The following is a 19,640-nucleotide window of genomic DNA, read 5'->3' on the forward strand; positions in this document are numbered from 1 at the left end:
ATGCGCATCACCCTGCCCGGAGCGGAACGCCGCGGCTCACCCTTCGCGCTGACCTTTGATGGGGAGACGATCGAGGCGTGGCCGGGCGAAAGCGTCGCCGCCGCACTGACCTCGGCGGGCAAGCGGGCGCTGCGGGAGGCGTCCACCGGCGCGCCGCGCGGCATGTGGTGTGGCATGGGGGTATGCGGCGAATGCCGGGTGGAGGTAGATGGGCAGGTCCGCCTTGCCTGCATGACACCGGCCCAGCCCGACCAGCAGATCAAGCAGGCGCCTGCCCGCGTCGTGGCAGGCGAAAAGACGATAATGCCCGCCCCCGGCGCGGCTACGGTGGAGACCCCCGACGTGCTGGTCGTCGGCGCTGGGCCGGCGGGTTTGTCCGCCGCGCGCATCGCGGCTGCCGCCGGCCTCGACGTCCTGATCGCCGACGAGCGCGCAATGGCGGGCGGGCAATATTTCAAGCAACCGGCCAGTGCCTTTGCGATCGATCCTGAGCGCAGCGATCGGCAGACCGCCGAGGGGCGGGCGCTCATCGGGCAGACACTGGCGGCCGGCGCGCGCCTGCTGCATGGGCGTACGATGTGGGCCGCCACGCGAGACGAGGCGGGGCAGCTGTCGATCAGCCTTTCCGGTGATGCAGGCGCGGTGGTGGTGCGACCGAAGCGGCTGGTGCTGGCGATGGGCGCCTATGAGCGGGCGTGGCCGGTGCCCGGCTGGACGCTGCCGGGCGTCATGACGGCGGGGGCGGCGCAGACGTTGCTGCGCGCCTATGCGACCGCGCCGGGGCGGCGCGTGCTGGTGGCGGGCAATGGCCCGCTCAACATTCAGGTTGCGCGCGAATTGCTGCGCGCAGGATGTGAGGTGGTGGCGCTGGTCGAGGCTGCACCGGCACCGGGGCCCAGACGCACGCTCGATGTGCTTCGCATGGCCAAGGCTGCACCAAGGCTGGTGATGGATGGCGCGGGGATGCTGGCTGCGTTGCGCCGGGCGAAGGTGCCGATGCTGTACGGCCATGTGGTGACCGGGATCGAGGGCTTCGACAAAGCGGAGAGGGTCACGGTCGCGAGGACCGATGCCGACGGTACGATCGTCCCCGGCAGCGAGCGGTCGTTCGCGGTTGATGCGGTGTGCCTGGGCTATGGCTTCCTGCCGCAGGCGGAGGCGGCGCGGGCGCTGGGATGCGCGACGGAGAGCAGCGCCGATGGCACGATCCGGGTGGTGCGCGACGATGCCGGGCACACCACGATCGAGGATGTTCAGGTGATCGGCGACGGCGGCGGACTGGGCGGCGCGCGGATCGCGATGGCGCAGGGTGTGCTTGGCGGCGCGGCGCTGGTGGAGGCGCTGGGCGGGCGACCTGTTGCCGCCGCGGAGCGTGCGAAGGCGGTCCGCGAGTTGGGGCGGCATCGTGTGTTCCAGGATGCGCTGTGGCGCATCTACGCGCCCGTGGGGCTGCCGAATTTGCGGCCTGACGCGCTGCTGTGCCGGTGTGAAAGCGTAACTGTTTCGGCCGTGGATTCGCTGGTGTCGGCCGGTCTGCGGGATATTTCGGCCATCAAGCGCGCGACCCGCGCGGGCATGGGCGCGTGCGGGGGAAGATATTGCGCCGCCGTGATCGAAGCGCGCCTGAAAGCGGCCGGCGAGGGCAACGTGGCCACCGCGCTGCCGGGCTTTGCGCCGCGCGCCCCGTTCAAGCCGACGACGATCGATCAGATCGTCGCTACCGCAACGAATGGTCGCATAAAGAACGAAAGTTCGACAGAAGAACATTGACTGGCCGGAGGGTCATTGTCATTCGACGCAGCGGGGAGGGCTGCCGTGCTGCGCCTGTGCTGGATGTTATCGTTTCTGATTGCTGTGGTGGCAGGCGGGATGGCGCATGCGCGCACGCTGGAGGATGTCCGCCAATCGGGTGAGATCCGCGTCGGGGTGAACCCCAATTTCCCGCCGATGAGCAGCTATGGCGACGACAACCGGCTCGCCGGTTTCGACGTCGATGTGGCGCGGCGCATCGCCGACGCGCTCGGCGTCAAATTGACGCTGGTGCCGACCGAGGCCGCGCAGCGGGTCCCGTTCCTGGTGTCGGGCCGCATCGACATGTCGATGGGCGCGCTGACCATCACGCCCGAACGCCAGGCGCTGATCGATTTCACCATTCCGCTCCATTCGGAAGCGATGGGGGTCATCACCACCGATCGCGTGAAGGCGGAGCGCTGGGAGGATCTGAACCGCCCCGACATCACGCTGGTCAACATGCGCGGCAACCAGTCGGTCAGCGTGCTGCAGGAAAAGCTGCCCCTGCCCCGCCGCCTGCTGGTCGACGGCAACGCCGACACGATCCGCGCGATCGCGCAGGGGCGCGCCGACGCGCTGATTGAGAACACCGATTTCTTCCTGGGCTTCACGCGCAACTATCCCGAGGTCAAATGGCGCGTCCTGCCCGACCCCATCTTCGCCGCCTGGTGCGGGATCGGCGTCGCCAAGGGCAATGCCAGCCTTCAGGCCGAACTCGACCGCGTGCTCCATGCGCTGCACAAGGACGGCAGCATCGCCGCCATGTGGCGCGACCATTATGCCGCGGACATGAGCGTGCCGGTGGGCGAGGAGCAGATCGCGCCAGCGCTGCGCGATCGTCCCGCCGCGACGCAGGCGGAGACCAGCGGCTACGCCTTCGATTTCAGCGGGGTGATCGGCCAGATTCCCTATCTGCTGGGCGGCGCGGCGATATCGCTGCAGATCGCGTTCCTCGCCTTCATCATCGGCGCCTCGATCGGCCTCGGTGGGGCGATGGCGCTGCTTTATGCGGCGGGGCCGGTTCGCAGATTCGTCAGCGGCTATGTGACGCTGTTCACCAACACGCCTGCGCTGGTGCAGATCTTCCTCATTTATTACGCGCTGCCGGACGCGGGGATCAAACTGGGCTCTTTCACTGCGGTGGTCATCGGCCTGACGCTGAACGCCGGCGCCTATCTGACCGAGATCATCCGCGCGGGCGTCGCATCGGTGCGGCCGGCGGAACTCGAGGCGGCGAGCGTCCTTGGTCTCCACCGCCGCGACGTGATGACTCATGTCATCGTGCCGCACGTGTTGCGCACGGTGTACCGCCCGCTGGCCAATTTCTTCATCGTGCTGGTGCTCGGCAGCTCGATGGCCGCGCTGTTCGGCGTCGAGGAACTGACCGGCCGCGCGATCAACGTCAGTACCACGAGCCTGCGCACGATCGAGACGTTCGCCGTCGCGGGCCTCATCTACATCGCCCTGACCCTGATCGCCTCCGCGGCGCTGGCGTGGTTCGGGCGCACCTTCTTCCGCGTCCGCACGGGGGCCTGACCATGATCGAGTCCATCGTCGAAAGCGCGCCGCGCTTCTTCACGCCGGGGGTCGCGCTGTTCCTGCTCGGCGCGCTGTGGCGCACGATCGTGATGACGGCGATCGGCTGCTCGCTCGGCTTTGCGTTCGGCATGGGACTGGCCGTCCTGCGGCGCACCCGCGCGCCGGCGCTGGCGCCCTTGCGGTTCGCCGCGATGCTGGTCGTCGAGACGTTCCGCCGCCTGCCCTTCCTGGTGCTGCTGATCCTGTCGCTGTTCGCAACGCAGATCATCGCGCCGGAGCTGTCGCTGCTCGGCATCGCGACGGTGGCGATCACGCTTTATGCCACCGCCTATCTGTCCGAGATCATCCGCGCCGGCCTCGATTCCGTGCCGCGTACCCAGGTGGAGGGCGCCGAGGCGCTCAACTTCAACGCCTGGCAGGTGTTCTGGCTGGTGGTCCTGCCGCAGAGCTGGCGCATCATCCTGCCGCCCGCCACCGCCTTCATCGTCATGTTCATCAAGGATACCTCGCTCGCCTCGCACCTAGGCGTCGTGGAACTGACCTTTTCGGGCAAGATCCTGGTGAACCGCGGCTTCCCGCCGACTTTGGGCTTCGGCGCGGTCCTGATCCTCTATTTCCTTCTGTCTTGGCCGCTCGGCCTGCTCGCCAAGCGCCTGGAGAACCGCCTTGCACCATCTCGACGTCCGTGACCTTGAAGCCAGCTATGCCGGCAACCCTGTCCTGCGCGGCGTTACCCTGTCCGCCGACAAGGGCGAGGTCGTCAGCCTGATCGGCCCGTCGGGATCGGGCAAGAGCACGCTGCTGCGCGTCCTGATCGGCCTGACGCCGCCGACGGCGGGGGCGGTCTGCATCGGCGGCACAGCGGTCGATTATGCCGACAAGCGCAGCCTGCGCGCGCTGCGCAGCCGAATGTCGATCGTGTTCCAGCAGTTCAACCTGTTCCAGAACATGACCGCGCGGGCCAATGTCGCGATCGCGCCGGTGAAGGTGCACGGCGTGCCCAAGCGCGAGGCGGAGGAGCGCGCAATGGCGCTGCTGGAGAAGGTCGGCCTGGGGCACAAGGGCGACAGCTACCCCGATCAGCTGTCGGGCGGCCAGCAGCAGCGGGTGGCGATCGCCCGGGCGCTGGCGGTCGAGCCGGAGATCCTGCTGCTCGACGAAGTGACCTCAGCGCTTGATCCCGAGCGTGTCGGCGAAGTGCTGGACACGGTTCGCGCGCTGGCGGGGGACGGCATCACCATGCTGCTGGTCAGCCACGAAATGGCGTTCGTGCGCGAAATATCGACCCGCGTGGTGATGATGGATGCCGGGCAGGTGGTGGAGACCGGGACATCGGCGGAGATCTTCACCGCGGCAAAGATGGAGCGGACGCGTGCCTTTGTCGGTGCCGTCATCCGGCACGCGGCCTGAAGGCGTCGAAGGGCGCCGCCATCGGGGGCGCCTTGCCCTGCACCATGCTGGCGATCGCGCGCGCCGCCGCCGGGCCGCCGGTGAAGCCCATCCACGGCACATAGTTCAGGAACACGCCGGGCGCGCCGGGCAGCTCGCCCAGGATCGGCAGCCAGTCATCGGTGCCGTTGACGAAGGCCGCCCAGCTGCGCACCAGTTTCAGCCCGCCGATCGCCGGCACCGCAGCGCGGGCGAGCGACAGGTTCTGCGCCAGGTTTTCGATATCGACCACCGGCCGCCCCTCCGCGTCGAGCCGCGCCGACCAGCCGCCGCCGATCAGGATGCTGCCCGCGCGCGTCTGCTTCATGGTGAGCTTTTCGCCAGCACTGTAGACGAGATGCTTGATCAGCGGCGCGGCCGGCTCGGTCACGCTCACCTGGATCGGGAAGGCCTGAACGCCCAGCGTCACGCCCAGCGACTGCGTCAGCGCGCCGCTGGCCGAGCCGGCGGCGATCACGATCCGATCGGCGGTGTAGCGGCCAGTGTCGGTGGTGACGGTATAGGCCCCCGCCTCGCGCCGGAGCGCCGCTGGGCCGCTGTAGCTGGCGATCTGCGCGCCCGCCGCCTGCGCGGCGCGGGCGAAGGCGGGGGCGACCAGCATCGGATTGGCCTTCCCCTCGATCGGGCAAAGCGCGCCGCCGATCAGCGATTCGGAAAGATAGGGTGCGTGTTCGCGCAGCGAACGGCTGTCGAGCAGTTCCATCGGCAGCCCGGCGGCCCGCTCAACCTGCGCCTTGGCCGCGATCTCCGCCATCTCCGCCTCGGTCGCACCGACCAGCAGGCCGCCGCCGAAGCCGATTTCGAGATCGGTGCCAAGCTCCGCCTCCAGCGTGCGCCAGATGTCGAGCGACGCCATGTAGAAGGGGATCGCTTGCGCATAGTTCTGCGCCCATTCCGGGCCGAGATTGCGGAAGGGATCGTGCGGGATCTGGGCGTGAAGGCTCCCGGCATTGGCGCTGCTCGCCAGGCCGCTGAGCCCCGCCTGTTCGACCAGCGTCACGGCAACGCCATCACGCGCCAGATAATAGGCCGTCGCACATCCGGCGATCCCGCCGCCGACCACGATCACCTCGTCCACGCGCATGCTCCCGTTATTAACCAACACCGTAACGTTCCCATCTTGCCACTGCAAAGTTGGGCGCTATGGTTACAAGTGTTCGCTTATCGCATCGCATGACGAAAGCATATCCGTCATGCGTCCCCAGACAGAAAGCAGGTTCATGAAGAAATTCCGCGGTAGCTACACCGTCGCGGTCACGCCGTTCTCGACCGATGGCGCCACCGTCGATGTGGGCGCGCTTCGCTCCTTCCTCGACTGGCAGATCGACTGCGGCGTGCCGGGCATCATCATGCTGGGCACCACGGGCGAGTTCCTGACCATCAGCCGCGAGGAACGCCGCACGATCGTCAAGGAGACGGTGAAGCATGTCGATGGCCGCATGGACGTGCTGGTCGGCACGATGGATGCCTATACGCCCAACGCCGTCGCGCACAGCGCAGAGGCGCAGGCGCTGGGCGCCGATGGCCTGATGATCATCCCGCCTTATTATTACACGCCGACCGACGACGAGATCTTCGCCTATTATCGCGCCATCTGCGACGCGGTCACCGTGCCGATCATGGTGTACAACAATCCGGTGACGTCGAACCGCGACATGAGCGCGGCGCTGATCGCCAGGCTGACGAACGCGTTCGAGCAGGTCCGCTACATCAAGGAGGCGAGCATGGACGTCGCCCGGGTGTACGACATCGTCGAGGAAACCGGCGGGGTGATGAACGTGTTCGCCGGCGAGCGTCCGGTGGAAAGCTTCCTGCTAGGCGCGGTCGGCTATGTGAACCCTTACGGCAACTACCTGCCCTATTCGACGACACGGATGTGGGAGCTGCTGGAGGAAGGGCGCGTGCGCGATGCCGCCGCGATCCAGCATCTGGTGCACCGCGCCGATCGCATCATCGCGGAGGGCCACCCGACCTATGGCCATCAATGCTATTCCAAGGCGCTGGCCGCTGCGGTCGGCCATCCGGTCGGCGATGTGCGCCAGCCGCTGACGACCTTCGCCAGCCTGGGGGATGAGGGCAAGCAGAAGCTGGCCGCGATCCTCGCGATCTTCGAGGAGATCGACGCGCTGATGAAGGACATTGACGCGCGCAAGACCGACACCGTCGGGACCGCCGCGTGAGCGAGACGCCCGCCCTCTTCACGCCCTTTGCGTGCCGGGGCGTGGCGTTCCGCAACCGCATCATCCTGTCGCCGATGTGCCAGTACGTCGCGCAGGACGGGCACGTCACCGACTGGCACCGCGCCCACCACGCCCGGTTCGCGCTGGGGGGCGTGGGCGGCGCGCTGGTCGAGGCGACGGGCGTCACGGCGGACGGGCGGATCACGCCCGGGTGCCTTGGCATCTGGTCCGACGATCATGTCGCCGGGCTGTCGACGATCACCAGGCTGTACCACGATCATGGTGCCGCCGTCGGCATCCAGCTGGCCCATGCCGGCCGCAAGGCGAGCGCAGAGGTGCCGTGGGACGGGGCGCAGCCGATCGACCCGGCGGACCCGCGCGCGTGGCAGACGGTGGCGCCGAGCGCGCTGCCGTTCCTCGATGGCTGGCCGACGCCGCATGCGCTAAGCGAGGATGAGATTGCCGGCGTCATCGATGCGTTCGCTGCCGCTGCGCAGCGCGCGGTCGCTGCTGGCTTCGATTTCGTCGAGGTGCATGGCGCGCACGGCTATCTGATCCACAGCTTCGTCTCGCCGCTGAGCAACCAGCGGAGCGACAGCTGGGGCGGCGACGAGGCCGGGCGGTTCCGGCTGCCGCTGGAGATCGTGCGGCGGCTGCGCGCCGAGCTGCCCGAGGGCATGCCGATCTTCTATCGCCTGTCGCTGTTCGACGGCGTCGACGGCGGGCTGACGGTCGATGACATGGTGCGGCTGGCAGCGGCGCTGCGCGCGGCGGGGGTCGACGTGGTCGACTGTTCGTCGGGCGGCGTGCGCGGCAGCTCGGGCGTGGCCGATGCCCCCCCCTCCCCCGGCTATCTCGTGCCCCATGCAGGGCGCATCCGTGCCGAAGGCGGCGTCGCGAGCATGGCGGTGGGGCTGATCGTCACGCCCGAAATTGCCGAGCAGGCGATCGCGTCGGGCAGTGCCGATCTGGTCGCGATCGGGCGCGAATTGCTGGCCGACAGCAACTTTGCCTATCGCGCCGCGGCCGAGCTGGGGATGGAGCGGCCCAATGCGGTGTTCCCGCGTAACTACGCCTTCTTCCTGGAGCGTCGGCGGTATCGCTGAGCTCGCTTAACCGACAAGGAAACGCCCGCGTCGCCCCTGGCAGCGCGGGCGTCTTCGTTTCGTCCCGAGCCCCGCCGGTATCATCGACGGGGCTCCGGCGATCAGCGCATCGTGCGAACCTGATCGTCCTTGCCGGTCATTTCCCAGCGGATCAGCGCGATCGGAATGATACCCGACTGGATGAACCGATCATGGAATTTGGTCAGATCGAAATCATCGCCCTTGGCCAGCCGCTCCTCGGCCAGCAATTGTTCGAGCTGAACCTTCCCGAAATAATAGTTCAGGCCAAGTCCCGGCTGACGCAGGTAGAGCGCCATGTCGTAGATCGCGGTGTCGTCGGTCTTCTCCATCCAGCGCGGGGTGCGACCGGAGAGTGACTCGAGCGCCTGGTCGAACGTCCATTCATTCGCCTGCGCCAGCAGCTCCGCCTTTAGCCGTGCGCCGCGATTGGCCTGCAGCACATAATGGATCTCACGCGCCTTGGGCCGATCGTCGAGCCAGCCGGACTGGAGCAGCATTTCCTCCAGATAGAAGGCCCAGCCCTCCAGCCGTCCGCTGTCGATGAACCCAAGTCGCTCGTCGCCGCGGATCGGCCGGGTGTCGCGCTTGCGATAGGCGCTGTCGAAGATGTGCCCCGGCAGGTTGTGCGCGCGCAGGCTGCGCGGATCGCGATCCTCCGCCTCGCGGAAGAAGTTGCGGTCGATCGGCGCGTCGAACGGCCCCGGCACCGCCGGATCCTGGTTGGCGGGCATGACATAGGGGCCCTCGGGCGGCGGCACCGTCAGCCAGTCGGGCACGGTCATGATCCGTCGTTCCTTCAGGAAGCGCAGCAGATCCTCATCCGCCTCACGCCGAAGCGCCTCGAACCCCTCGAGCGACGTCACCGGCGCCGGCATCGGCGTCGCCTTATGCTCATGTTCCTCAAGCGCGAGGAAGGCCATGCTGCGTTCCCATTCGCGTTCGCCCAGCGCCTTCAGCTCGGCGAAGGTCCACGGCATCAGCATGACATTCTTGATGTACCAATCGAAGTCCGCAACGCCGATGCCGGCATGCTGCTTCACCCGCGGCTTTTCGGCGCGCAGCCATGCCGCGAAGTCGCTCGAGGCCTTTTCTGCGGCACGCGCCGGGCCGACCAACTCTGGGTGATGCTTCGCCAGATCGCGCGCCATCCGGCCATAGACGCGCGTCTCAATATCATGGTGCATGATGCCGAGGTCGATCAGGTCGCCGCGCGCATCGGTCAGCGTCAGGCGCGCATTGACCAGGATCGTCGGCGTTGCCCGCAACTGCGCCGCAAATGTCGCCTTTGCGGCCGCGTCGGTGATCGGCAGCTTGGGCGGGGAAAAAGCGGTCTTCACCTTCGGTCCCCAGCCAAGGTCGAGCGTCGACCACCAGCTTGGGTCGCGCGCCCACGGGCGCAGGACGCGGTGTTCGAAATCGACCCCGCGCATTTCGGCAAGCGCCAGCATCAGGTCGGCGCGCTGCGGGATCGGCCACGCCTTGTCATCAATCGCGCCGATCTGAGCGACCGCACGCTGCGCCGCCTGCTGCCGCGCGGCCATCGCCGCTTCGGACACGTCGGGCACATGGTTGCGGACGGTGAAGTCCACGTCCTTGCGCGCCTGCTGATAGAGCGCGACCAGACCGTCATGCGTGCGCACGCTGCCTGTCGGCGTCGTCATGGATGGCGCGGCCTGAAGCGCCGCGGGAGCCGCGATAGCTGGGGCGAGCGGCACCATCAGCGCCAGCGACGCGCTCATCATTCCCCGGAACATTCTATTCATCAAACCCCTCCCTTGTCCGCCAACCGAAACACGATCACAGTGCGAACGCAAGTTCGCATGGCGCATTTAAGTGAGAAGGATCGGCGATGCAGGATGCCAAGCCGTGGATGATCCCGCAGGACGAGTTACGTTCGCTGATCAACCGCGTACGCGCGGGACGAACGTTGCAGCCCGCATCATGGCCGGACGGGGCGCGCTTCGCCGTCGCGCTGTCGTTCGACTGCGATCATGAATCGTTCGAGATCGGCGCCGGCGGGCGTGCGATCGGGCGCCTCGCCTGGGGCGAGTTCGGGCGAAGGGTGGGCCTGCCGCGCGTGCTGGACGTGCTGCGTCGTCATGACGTGCCGGCAAGCTTCTTCATGCCTGCGCTGTGCGCCATCCTTGATCCGGACGAGACGCGTGGGCTGATCGGCGCGGGTCACGAGGTCGGCATGCATGGCTGGGTGCATGAGAATAACAGCCTGCTCGACGCGGCGACCGAGCGCGAGTTGATGCTGCGCGCGCATGACGTGCTCACCCCGCTGATCGGGTCGCCGCCGGTCGGCTTCCGCTCCGCCAACTGGGACCTGTCACCCAACACGATCGCGATCGTCGCGGAAATGGGGCTGCTGTACGACAGTTCGCTGATGGCGGACGAGGTCCCGTACGAGCTGCTGCTCGACGGGCGGGCCACGGGGGTCGTCGAGATACCGGTCGAATGGCTGCGCGACGATGCCGTCTACATGATGTTCAACCGGACGCCCGCCACCCGCCCGTGGATGACCCCTGACGACGTCTATTCAATCTTCAAACGCGAGCTGGAAGCCGCGGCGGTCGAGGGCAGCGTGTTCCAGCTGGTCATGCACCCCTTCGTCATTGGCTACCGATCGCGCATCTGGATATTGGAGGCGCTGATCGAGGCGGCGAAGGATCTGGGCGGCGCGTGGTTCGCCACCCATGCCGACATCGCGCGCTGGGTGCGCGACGCCGGCGGGCTGGGCGGCCGGGGCGAATAGCCACCGGCTGCCCTTCATCGGTTACGGCTTGATCCCCAGCTTTTCGAGTTCGTCGGTCTTGCCCAGCATTTCCCAGCGGATCAGCGACAGCGGGATCATCCCGTGGCGGTTCAGGCCGTCGAAGAATTCGCGCGGACGGAATTGCTGGCCGCGATCCTCCGCCATTTCGGTCAGCAGCCGCTCGACCATCGCCTTGCCGGTGATGTAGCTGGGGCCGTAGCCCGGCAGCCGCAGGTACATCTGCTGTTCAAAGCCGAGCAGCGGCAGCGTCGGCGACATATAGCCGTTGGGCGTGCGCGCGACCTGCATGTCCATCGCCGCCTTCAGGTCGATCATGTTGGCCTGCGCATACAGCGAGGCGAGGCCACGCGCGGCGCGCTGCGCCTGCATGATCCACACGAATTCGCGCGACCGAGGCTCATCGTCGAACAGCCCGGCGTGGAGCATCAGTTCCTCGACCGCAGTCGCCATGCCTTCCGAGCGGCTGAGCCACACATTGTACAGCAGGGGCCCGCGGCGCACCTCGCTCGGGTGCGGATCGGCCTGCATCATGCGCAGGTCCCACCAGTGATAATAATGCGTCCACAGCGTCATCGGCGCGCGGTGCATCACAATGTGGAAGAAGTTCTGCTTTTCCGGCGGGACATAGCTGCCCACCCGCTTCATCAGCTCCGGTTCCATATAGTCCCGGATGGTCAGGATGTCCTTGTCCTTCAGGAACTGCATGTACTTGCGCACCGATGCGGCGGCGAGCGCGTCATATTCCTGCGGGGTGGAGGCGCCGACCAGCTGCGGCAGGTTGCGATTGCGCTGTTCCTCCATGCGCAAGGCGGCGTGCGAGCGATCCAGCTCGCGCTGCATGATCGCGACCTCGTCGGCCCAGGTGAGCGTCGACAGCTGAACGTTCTTCAGGAACCAGTTGTAATTCTCGATGCCAACGCCCGACGGGCCGGTCTTGCGCGGCGCCTCGGCCTTCACCCAGGCGATGAAGCTGCGCGTGGCGGTCGCGGCATCGCTGACGGCGCGCACCAGCTTCGGATCGCCGCCGGCAACCTTGCGCTGAAGGTCGTCGAGCGCCTCCTGCTGGCCGCCCAGCGTGACGAGGCTCGCGGTCCACAGGTCGCGGGCGTTGCCGGTCAGGTTGACGCGCGCCTGGCGCAGCAGCTCGGGGATATGCGCCAGCTCGCCCGCCAACTTCTTCGACGCGGCGGCATCGAGCGGGAAGCTGTAGGTCCATAGTTCGACCGGCATCGGGTGGACCGGGCCTTCGTGCGCGGGCGTATCGCTCTGCGCCGCCCAGACGGAAAGGTACCAGGCGGGGTCACGTTCCCACGGCTTCGCGACGCGCAGGTCGAAATCGAGGCCGTTCATCTCCGCGCGGATGATCTCGCGATCGACCTTCTGCGACACGGTCCAGCCGGTGGTGGGCAGCGCGTCGAGCCGGGCACGAAGCTGCTTCAGCCCCGCCGCCTGCCGCGCCAGCGCGGGGGCGCTGTAATCCGTCGCGCCGTTCTTCACCTCACCAAGCTGCAGCGTGCGCCAGTCGCGGAACACGCTTTCCAGCGTGTCGTGCCGTACCTGCGCCGCCAGCGGGGTCGGCACGGCGAGCGCCGCCATCGTCCCCATCATCGCCGCCGCCAGCAACAAACCATGTTTCATCTACCATCCCCTTCCCGCGCGGTGCCGGCCACCTACCGGTCATCCATCAGGCGCACCGGCAACTTGCCTTCGCCGGCCATGACACAGCAGCAGTGGTCGCACCAGATACAATGTGCGCAGAGCGGCTATGTGTTCGCCTGACGATATCTTTCTTGACAGTTCGGATGCCCGCACACGATAGTACGCACAGAGAGCAGGATGTTCGCTGAGCGACCAAGGTTGGATCGGCGCCCGCACCTGCCGACGTGCACACTGCGCGAAGCAACAAATGCCAAAAGGAGTCGATGCCATGTCCTTGAAACGCCGGCCAATGACGCTGGTGATCGCTGCCGCGCTGATGACGACGGCGATGCCGGGCATTGCCGTTGCTCAGGGCGGAACGACGCTCGCCGCAGCATCCACCACCGCACGCCCGCCCTCGGGCCAAGGCAGCTACCAGGACCTGCTGCGGACTTGGGGTGAGTTCCTGGAATGGCGCACGGCGCAGGCCAAGAGCAAGGATTTCACCCCAGCCGCGATCGAGGCACGCCGTGCGCAAGTGGGCGGCTACCTCAGCGCGATGGAGAATATGAACGTCGCCGGCTGGGAGCGGGCGCAGCAGGTCGACTGGCTCGCCGCGCGCGCCAAGATGAACGAGGAGGATTTCCTCCTGCGTGTCTCGAAGCCGTGGGAGCGTGATCCCGGTTTCTACGTCGACCAGATGCTGCGCGTGTCGTTCACCGAACTGCCCGCCAAGGGCGCCGCGCTGATCACGCTGCGCGGCCAGCTCCGCGAGATGCCGACGATCGTCGCGCGCGCCAAGGCAACGCTGCGCAACGTGCCCGGCGACTATGCCGATCTGGCGCTGCATAACCTGACCAACGCCGATGGCGTCGGCCATGGCCATCCGTACCGCAAGGTGCCGCCCGCCGGCATCATCGGCTGGTTCGACGATCTGGAAGCGCGCGCGAAGACCACGCAGCCGGCGATCCTCCCCGACATTCGCGCCGCGCGCGCCGCCGCGGCTGACCTTCGTACGTGGCTGGAAGCGGAGCGGCCGAAGATGACCGCGCCGGCCGGCGTCGGCGAAGCGAATTTCAACTGGTATGTGAAGAACGTGAAGCTGCTGCCGTACAATACGGACCAGCTGCGCACGATCGGCCATCGCGAAACCGAGCGCCTGTGGGGCATGCACGCGCTGGAGAAACATCGGAACCGCAACCTGCCCGAGCTGACGCTGCCGGCCAGCGAGGCGGACTATGAAAAGCGCAAGGCCGACACGCTGCGCGACATCCACGCCTTCCTGAAGGACGAGGAGATCATCACCGTCCCGGCGGACATCGGCTATCTCTATGTCAACGTTCCGTGGATCGTGCGGCCGAACGGGCCGAATTTCTGGGAGCAGATCCAGTATCGCGATCCCAGCCCCGACCTGTTCCACGCCACCATCCCCGGCCACGCCTTTGACGGGCAGATGGACAAGCGTGACACCCATCCGATCCGCAGCAAGATCGACGATGGCGTGCGGACCGAAGGCTGGGGCACGTATCTGGAGGAAGCCGCCCAGCGGCTCGGCTTCTTCGACAAGGATCGCGCGCGCACGCGTGAGCTGATCGACCTGTTCGGCATCTTCCGCGCGGTACGCGTCGCCGGCGACCTCGACCTGCAGCTCAACCGCGCCAATGTCTCGCAGGTCGTGGCCGAGTGGCAGAAATATACGCCCTGGCTCGACGCGGACGTGGCGCGCGTCGACGCCGAAATCTACCTGCGGCGGCCGCCGGGCTATGGCCTGGGCTATACGATCGGCATGGTCGAGATGCAGAAATTGCTGGGTGACGTTCGCCGGCATCAGGGCGACAAGTTCGTCCTCCGCGATTTCCACGATCGCATGATGACGATCGGCCGCATACCCTTGTCACTGATCCGATTCGAGATGACCGGCAACGACGACGAAGTGTCCACTTTCTGGCGACGCGACCCTCTCCCCGGAGGGGCGTAGTCGGAAACGGCCGCCATCGCTCCCCAGCGATGGCGGCCGTTTCCCCGGTGTCATCATGCATGTTCCCGCGCCGGGGGAACCCAGAAACTCAGGGGTGCTGACCGGCCATGGTCGGCCCCCTTTTTTTCGTCCCGGCCGCGGGCCGGACGTGATGTGTCATTTGTGACTTGTTGGATCGGCGGGTCAAGCACTTAACTGGCGACAAGCACAAAAAAGGCGCGGAGCATCAGCCCCCGCGCCCTTTTCGTTGCCTGATGTGGTTGTTCAGATCGCTTGCGTGCCGATCCATTCCTCGATCCGCTGTTCCAGCACGCCGAGCGGCATGATGCCCGACAACAGCCCCGCATCATGGAAGGCACGGATGTCGAAGCGCGCGCCGAGCCGGCGACGTGCGTCCTCCCGCAGGCGGATCCATTCGCGCTGGCCGATCTTGTAGCTCGGCGCCTGCCCCGGGATTAGGCAATAGCGATCGACCTCCGACGTGACGGAGTCGCGACTGCTGCCCGTGGCCGCGACCATATAATCGACCGCTTTCTCGCGGCTCCAGCGATGGTGGTTCAGGCCGCTGTCGACCACCAGGCGCGCCGCGCGGAACAATTCGCTCTGCAAATAGCCGAGGCGGCCAAGCGGATCTTTCTCGAACACGCCCATCTCGTCGGCGACGGTCTGCGCGTAGAGTGCCCAGCCCTCGACATAGGCGCTGCATTCCATCGTTCGGCGCCACATCGGGATGCTTTCATTCTCCTGCGAGAGCGAAATCTGCATGTGGTGGCCCGGAACGGCCTCGTGATGGGTGAGCGTGGCCAAGCCGACGATGGAGCGATCCTCCATCTCGCGCATGTTGATGAAATAGGAGCCCGGCACGCTGCCATCGATGCTGCCGCGGCTGTAATAGCCGCCTGCCTTGCCGGCCTCGATCGCCTGCGGGATCCGCTTGGCGACAACCAATGCGCGTGGCTGGGTGCGGAAATAGCGCGGCAGCAGCGCGCTGATCTCCTCGATTTGGCGCGTGGCATCGACCAGCATCTTCTCCCGGCCGGCGTCCGAATTCTCGTACACGCCGTTCATGTCGATCGCCATCGCGTGGATGCGCTGGCCCAGGGTGCCTCGGGTATAGCCGCCCGGTTTCAGGATCGCCTCGATATCGGCGGTGTTCTGCGCCACCATCTCCAGGCCAAGGCGGTGGATCTCGTCACCGCTGAAGGCCTTGGTGTTGAAGAGGCGGATGCCCCAATCGTAATAAGCTTCGCCGTCCGGCAGGCGCCACGCGCCGGCATCATGATCGGCGGTCTGCCGCTGGCGTTGCAGCTCGGCGATCTGGCGGTCGAGCGCGGGATAGACGCGCTTCTCGACCAGCTCGGTCGATCGCTTCGCCCAGTCTCCCGCCACGCCGCGCGCGGCCGCACGCCGCGCCACCGACGTGGCGAGCATCGATTGCGCCGCGGGCACGCCGCGCAGCAGTGAAATCTGCCTGATGCACGTATCGAGGATGAAATCGGGGGCCGACGCACCATTGGAGGCGTCGCGCCGCGAGCGTTCGGTGTCCTGATCCAGCACCGTCGCGAAGGCATCCAGGCGGCTGAGATAAGCCTCGGCGTCCTCCGCCGTCTCGACCCGGTGAGCGGTGTCGAGGAAGTCGGGGATGTTGTTGTACGTGCCATCGAGCTGGTTGACGGCATAGGCGCGCGGGTAACCCGGCTCGCCATATTTGAACCGGTCATACCCCTCGAGGGTGATGTCGGCGTAGAATTTCATCGATCGATGATTGACCAGGTCGATCCCGGCCAGCTTCGTCGTGTCGATCTGCGCCAGCTCCGTGCGGGCACGCCGCAGCGTGTCCATCGAGCGGGCGAACGCGCCCTTCGACCGGTCGTTCAGCAGGCGCCGTGCCGCGGCATGTTCCGCGCCGCGGTCCAGCCCGAGCGAGGTCAGCCGCTGCGGCGACGACGCGATCTCTTCGCGCCACACACGGGCGTAAAGAGCATCGAGCCGCGCCGCCGTGGCAGGATCGGATCGGGGAGCCCCCTTCCCGGCCCGGGCCATGGCCCCACCGGGAAGTGCGGCGACTGCGGCACACGCAACGCCGGATTTCAGAAGGCTCCGCCGATCCATCATCTTACTGCTTCCTTGCCTCAGAACTTCGCGACAGCGCCGATCCGGAACATGCGGCCCAGGCCGTCATAGGTGCCCGGATAGGTATTCGCGGTGGCGCCGAGGCCGCCCACGTCGTTGCCGAACACCTGCGGCTGGCGATCGAACAGGTTCGAGATGCCGGCCGTGAGCGTGAAGGCTTCCGACACGTTGAGCGAGGTATCGAGGTCAAAGTAGTTCGCCGCACGCAGGCTGGTGACCGGCGACGGACGGGTGTCGGTGCCGAGCGCGAAGCGATCGAGTTCCACCTTGCCGATGTGGCGCCAGCGCAGCGACACGATCGTACCGCCATTTTCGTAGGCGAGACGGCTGGTCGACTTGAACTGCGGGATCAGGCCGTTGCAGATCGCGCCGAACCGGCCCGAGCATTCATAGGCCGGCAGCCCTTCGCCACCCTGACGGATGAAGCTGTCGACATAAGTGGCGTTGCCGCCGAAGCGGACCTGGCCCGAGCCGATCGGCACGGAATAGTTCACCGCGAAGTCGAAGCCCTTGGTCTCGATCCGGCCAGTGTTGACGAGCGTGGCGTAAACGCCGGTTTCGTTGCCACCGAACAGCGAGCCGTTGATCGGATCACGCAGGATCGACTGACAGAACACCGAATTGATGTTCTGCGTGTTGAAATAGCAGGCGTTGAGCGCGTTCTGTGCGCCGCCGGCCAGCGATTCAATCGCATCGACGATCTTCAGGCTGTAATAATCGACCGAGACGACGAGCCGCGGGATGAACGACGGCTGGAAGATCGCGCCGATCGTATAGGTGTCCGACTTCTCGACGTTCAGGTTCGGGTTACCGCCCGTGAAGCCCTGGAACTGGCCGGCCGGCGGCAGCGGCACGGCGCCATAGCGGCCGCCGGGGACGCCGGTCGCCTCGCACAAGGCCTGGCTGGCAGTCGGGTTGACGCCCGCGCACGGATCGATGCCGGTGACGGCGGTCTCAACGCGCGGCTGGAACAGCTCGTTGATGTTCGGCGCACGAACCGCGCGCTGGTACAGGCCGCGGAAGCGAATGTCGCGGACCGGGGCCCAGTCACCGCCTGCCTTGAAGGTGTGAACCGTGCCGGCAGCCGTCGAATAGTCCGAGATGCGATAGCCGCCCTCGAACGACAGCGCCTCGAAGAAGGGCCGCGATTCGATCAGCGGGATGCGGATTTCGCCAAAGGCTTCCTTCACGTTGAAGTTGCCGATGACGGTCGCCGCGGTGCCGAAGCCGGCCGAGCGGCCTGCCTCGTAATTGGCGTCGGGGCGGTAGCTCGACCCTTCCTCGCGATATTCGACACCGAAGGCGAGGCCGATCGGATTGTCGGCGAACGGCGAGCGGATATTGCCGAGGTCACCCGACAGCGTACCACCGGCGACCGTCTGACGGGTCATCGCCTGAACCTGAAGGTCGAGCGAGATGAAGTCGAGCGCGGCCTGGCTCACCGACGAGGGATCGTTGGTGAAGATGTTGAGCGGGACGCAGCCGCCGGTCGGATCGATGCACTGCGGCGTGCCGTTGACGTCACGCACCAGCAGCGCCTGCTGAATGAGGCCAAGGTTGGCGTCGCCGGTCAGCTGGGTGTTGAGGTCAGTGCGCGAATGCTGGGCGAATACTTCCCAGTTCCAGCCGCCCACCTTGCCGCGCAGGCCGCCCTGCACCTGGAAGGCGTTGCGGGTGAATTCGGAGAAGCGCGGCGCGGCGAAGCGATAGCCGATCTGCGTGCGCAGATTGCCGTTGGCGTCGACACCGCCGGCACCCGCCTCGACCCGCAGCGCCGCGACGGTCGCCGGCGCAAGGAACGGATTGTCCGGATTGAGGCCGAACGAGGCGAAGAAGGTGCCGCTCGGCGCAAGCTGCGTGGACACGCGGTTGTGCGCAAAGGTGAAGCGGCCGAACGCCTCGATCCCGTCGGTCACGTCATAGCGGACGTTCGCACCGCCCAGCCAGCGCTCCTGCGGGACCTGCAAATAGTTGACCGGATTGGTGTTGTAGAAGCTCGCCTCGCCGTTGAGCGTGCCGCCGGGACCGAACGAGACGGTGCCGTCGCCATCGGCGTCGATACCGCGGTTACCCGGGGCCGACAGGACGATGTTTGCGGGGAAGGAAGTGGTCGAACCGGCGCGGATCAGGCTGGTGCGGTCGCGGCTCGGCTGCAGTGCGTAGCGCGAGAATTCGCGCTGGCCCTGGAAGATCGGCTCACGCTTCGTATAGCCGCCCCACATGGTCATGTGGCCGCGACCGTCGGCGAATTCGCCGCCGACCGTCAGGTTTGCGTCGAACAGATGCCCGTCGCCACGCTCGGTGATCTGCGAGGTCAGGCCAAGCTGCGCGCCCTCGAAGCGGTCGTTGAAGATGAAGTTGACGACGCCCGCCAGCGCGTCCGAGCCGTACACGGCCGATGCGCCGCCGGTGACGACTTCGACCCGCTTCAGCAGGGCGACCGGGATGGTGTTAAGATCGACCACGCCGGTGTTGCCCGATGGCATCCAGCGCTTGCCATCGACGAGGACGAGCGTGCGGATATCGCCAACGCCGCGCAGGTTGACGGTCGTCGTACCGTTGCTGCCGTTGTTGTTGGTGCTGCTGGTGCCAGGCGTCGCCTGCGGGATTTCGACCAGCGAATCCTCAACGTTGACGGTGCCCTGAAGCGCGAGTTCCTGCGAATCCGTGGTGTTGATCGGGCTGTTCGACAGGAGGTTCGGCACGGCGATGCGCGAGCCGGTCACCACGATATCGCCGCCGCCATTGTCCGCGGCGGGCTGGCCCGCCAGTTCACCGCCCACCTCCTGCGCGGCCGCCGGAAGCGACACAAACAGCGCAGCAGTGGTCAACAGGATACGCCTGGCTGCGGAAGCCCTAGTCATCAACAAACCCCTTTGCTCTTTTCGTTCGCACGGCGCAGTTTTGTTCGTAGAGCGCACTTGTCGTCAAGCATTTTCCTGCGTAGTTCGAACGCGGGGCACAACAAATTTGCGATTTCCTCGCACTACGTGGAACTTTTTGGAGGGATCTGATGCGCTTAGTTC

General features: G+C 66.6%; 13 protein-coding genes. 8 read left to right on the plus strand and 5 right to left on the minus strand.

Features of this window, described 5'->3' with window-relative positions:
- The 4 genes from L8F96_RS12115 to L8F96_RS12130 all read left to right on the plus strand — a co-directional run bounded on the left by L8F96_RS12115 (position 1) and on the right by L8F96_RS12130 (position 4,740).
- Complete coding sequence (locus L8F96_RS12115; protein WP_334656135.1) at positions 1-1,770, plus strand: FAD-dependent oxidoreductase; 1,770 nt, start codon at positions 1-3, stop codon at positions 1,768-1,770.
- A 63-nt stretch (positions 1,771-1,833) separates the two neighbouring features.
- On the plus strand, positions 1,834-3,327 hold the full coding sequence (locus tag L8F96_RS12120) for an ABC transporter substrate-binding protein/permease (RefSeq protein ID WP_334656137.1): 1,494 nt from the start codon (positions 1,834-1,836) through the stop codon (positions 3,325-3,327).
- Between the two features lie 2 nt (positions 3,328-3,329).
- Complete coding sequence (locus tag L8F96_RS12125; protein WP_046411442.1) at positions 3,330-4,019, plus strand: amino acid ABC transporter permease; 690 nt, start codon at positions 3,330-3,332, stop codon at positions 4,017-4,019.
- The gene (locus tag L8F96_RS12130) at positions 3,997-4,740 is read left to right on the plus strand and encodes an amino acid ABC transporter ATP-binding protein (protein ID WP_046411444.1); all 744 of its coding nucleotides are present in this window, start codon (positions 3,997-3,999) and stop codon (positions 4,738-4,740) included. Before L8F96_RS12125 ends, L8F96_RS12130 begins: the two co-directional genes overlap by 23 nt.
- Here L8F96_RS12130 and L8F96_RS12135 read toward each other — a convergent pair.
- Complete coding sequence (locus L8F96_RS12135) at positions 4,721-5,857, minus strand: NAD(P)/FAD-dependent oxidoreductase (protein ID WP_296221057.1); 1,137 nt, start codon at positions 5,855-5,857, stop codon at positions 4,721-4,723. The genes L8F96_RS12130 and L8F96_RS12135 overlap by 20 nt on opposite strands.
- A gap of 142 nt (positions 5,858-5,999) precedes the next feature.
- Between L8F96_RS12135 and L8F96_RS12140 the strand changes: the two genes are divergently transcribed.
- On the plus strand, positions 6,000-6,959 hold the full coding sequence (locus L8F96_RS12140) for a dihydrodipicolinate synthase family protein (protein ID WP_334656142.1): 960 nt from the start codon (positions 6,000-6,002) through the stop codon (positions 6,957-6,959).
- Positions 6,956-8,065 carry an NADH:flavin oxidoreductase/NADH oxidase gene (locus tag L8F96_RS12145; protein WP_334656143.1) on the plus strand — a complete coding sequence of 370 codons (1,110 nt, stop codon included), beginning with the start codon at positions 6,956-6,958 and terminating at the stop codon, positions 8,063-8,065. Before L8F96_RS12140 ends, L8F96_RS12145 begins: the two co-directional genes overlap by 4 nt.
- A 101-nt stretch (positions 8,066-8,166) precedes the next feature.
- On the opposite strand, the gene L8F96_RS12150 is transcribed toward L8F96_RS12145, so the two are convergent.
- Positions 8,167-9,849: a DUF885 family protein gene (locus tag L8F96_RS12150; RefSeq protein WP_334656145.1), complete on the minus strand. Its 1,683-nt coding sequence runs from the start codon at positions 9,847-9,849 to the stop codon at positions 8,167-8,169.
- A gap of 86 nt (positions 9,850-9,935) precedes the next feature.
- On the opposite strand from L8F96_RS12150, the gene L8F96_RS12155 reads away from it, so the two are divergent.
- The gene (locus L8F96_RS12155; RefSeq protein ID WP_046411452.1) at positions 9,936-10,844 is read left to right on the plus strand and encodes a polysaccharide deacetylase family protein; all 909 of its coding nucleotides are present in this window, start codon (positions 9,936-9,938) and stop codon (positions 10,842-10,844) included.
- Positions 10,845-10,865: 21 nt separating this feature from the next.
- Here L8F96_RS12155 and L8F96_RS12160 read toward each other — a convergent pair whose 3' ends face one another.
- Positions 10,866-12,503 (minus strand): DUF885 family protein, encoded by a 1,638-nt coding sequence (locus tag L8F96_RS12160; protein WP_125944823.1) that lies wholly within the window; start codon positions 12,501-12,503, stop codon positions 10,866-10,868.
- Between the two features lie 289 nt (positions 12,504-12,792).
- Between L8F96_RS12160 and L8F96_RS12165 the strand changes: the two genes are divergently transcribed.
- Positions 12,793-14,481, plus strand: coding sequence for a DUF885 family protein (locus tag L8F96_RS12165; protein ID WP_334656147.1), 1,689 nt, complete (start codon positions 12,793-12,795; stop codon positions 14,479-14,481).
- Positions 14,482-14,745: 264 nt separating this feature from the next.
- Here L8F96_RS12165 and L8F96_RS12170 read toward each other — a convergent pair whose 3' ends face one another.
- Both L8F96_RS12170 and L8F96_RS12175 read right to left on the minus strand, forming a co-directional pair.
- Positions 14,746-16,524, minus strand: coding sequence for a DUF885 domain-containing protein (locus L8F96_RS12170; RefSeq protein WP_334656148.1), 1,779 nt, complete (start codon positions 16,522-16,524; stop codon positions 14,746-14,748).
- 89 nt (positions 16,525-16,613) lie between these two features.
- A complete protein-coding gene (locus tag L8F96_RS12175; protein WP_334656149.1) occupies positions 16,614-19,478 on the minus strand; it encodes a TonB-dependent receptor plug domain-containing protein in 2,865 nt (954 codons plus the stop codon).
- Positions 19,479-19,640 lie beyond the last annotated feature (162 nt).

The sequence above is a fragment of the Sphingomonas panaciterrae genome (assembly GCF_036890205.1).
In the GTDB taxonomy this organism is placed as follows: Bacteria; Pseudomonadota; Alphaproteobacteria; order Sphingomonadales; family Sphingomonadaceae; genus Sphingomonas; species Sphingomonas panaciterrae.

Coding starts and splice junctions, on each gene's coding strand:
- L8F96_RS12170 (WP_334656148.1), bottom strand. CDS start 16,524: ATGGCCCGGGCCGGGAAGGGGGCTCCCCGATCCGATCCTGCCACGGCG.
- L8F96_RS12165 (WP_334656147.1), top strand. CDS start 12,793: ATGTCCTTGAAACGCCGGCCAATGACGCTGGTGATCGCTGCCGCGCTG.
- L8F96_RS12160 (WP_125944823.1), bottom strand. CDS start 12,503: ATGAAACATGGTTTGTTGCTGGCGGCGGCGATGATGGGGACGATGGCG.
- L8F96_RS12175 (WP_334656149.1), bottom strand. CDS start 19,478: ATGACTAGGGCTTCCGCAGCCAGGCGTATCCTGTTGACCACTGCTGCG.
- L8F96_RS12155 (WP_046411452.1), top strand. CDS start 9,936: ATGCAGGATGCCAAGCCGTGGATGATCCCGCAGGACGAGTTACGTTCG.
- L8F96_RS12120 (WP_334656137.1), top strand. CDS start 1,834: ATGTTATCGTTTCTGATTGCTGTGGTGGCAGGCGGGATGGCGCATGCG.
- L8F96_RS12150 (WP_334656145.1), bottom strand. CDS start 9,849: ATGAATAGAATGTTCCGGGGAATGATGAGCGCGTCGCTGGCGCTGATG.
- L8F96_RS12140 (WP_334656142.1), top strand. CDS start 6,000: ATGAAGAAATTCCGCGGTAGCTACACCGTCGCGGTCACGCCGTTCTCG.
- L8F96_RS12125 (WP_046411442.1), top strand. CDS start 3,330: ATGATCGAGTCCATCGTCGAAAGCGCGCCGCGCTTCTTCACGCCGGGG.
- L8F96_RS12115 (WP_334656135.1), top strand. CDS start 1: ATGCGCATCACCCTGCCCGGAGCGGAACGCCGCGGCTCACCCTTCGCG.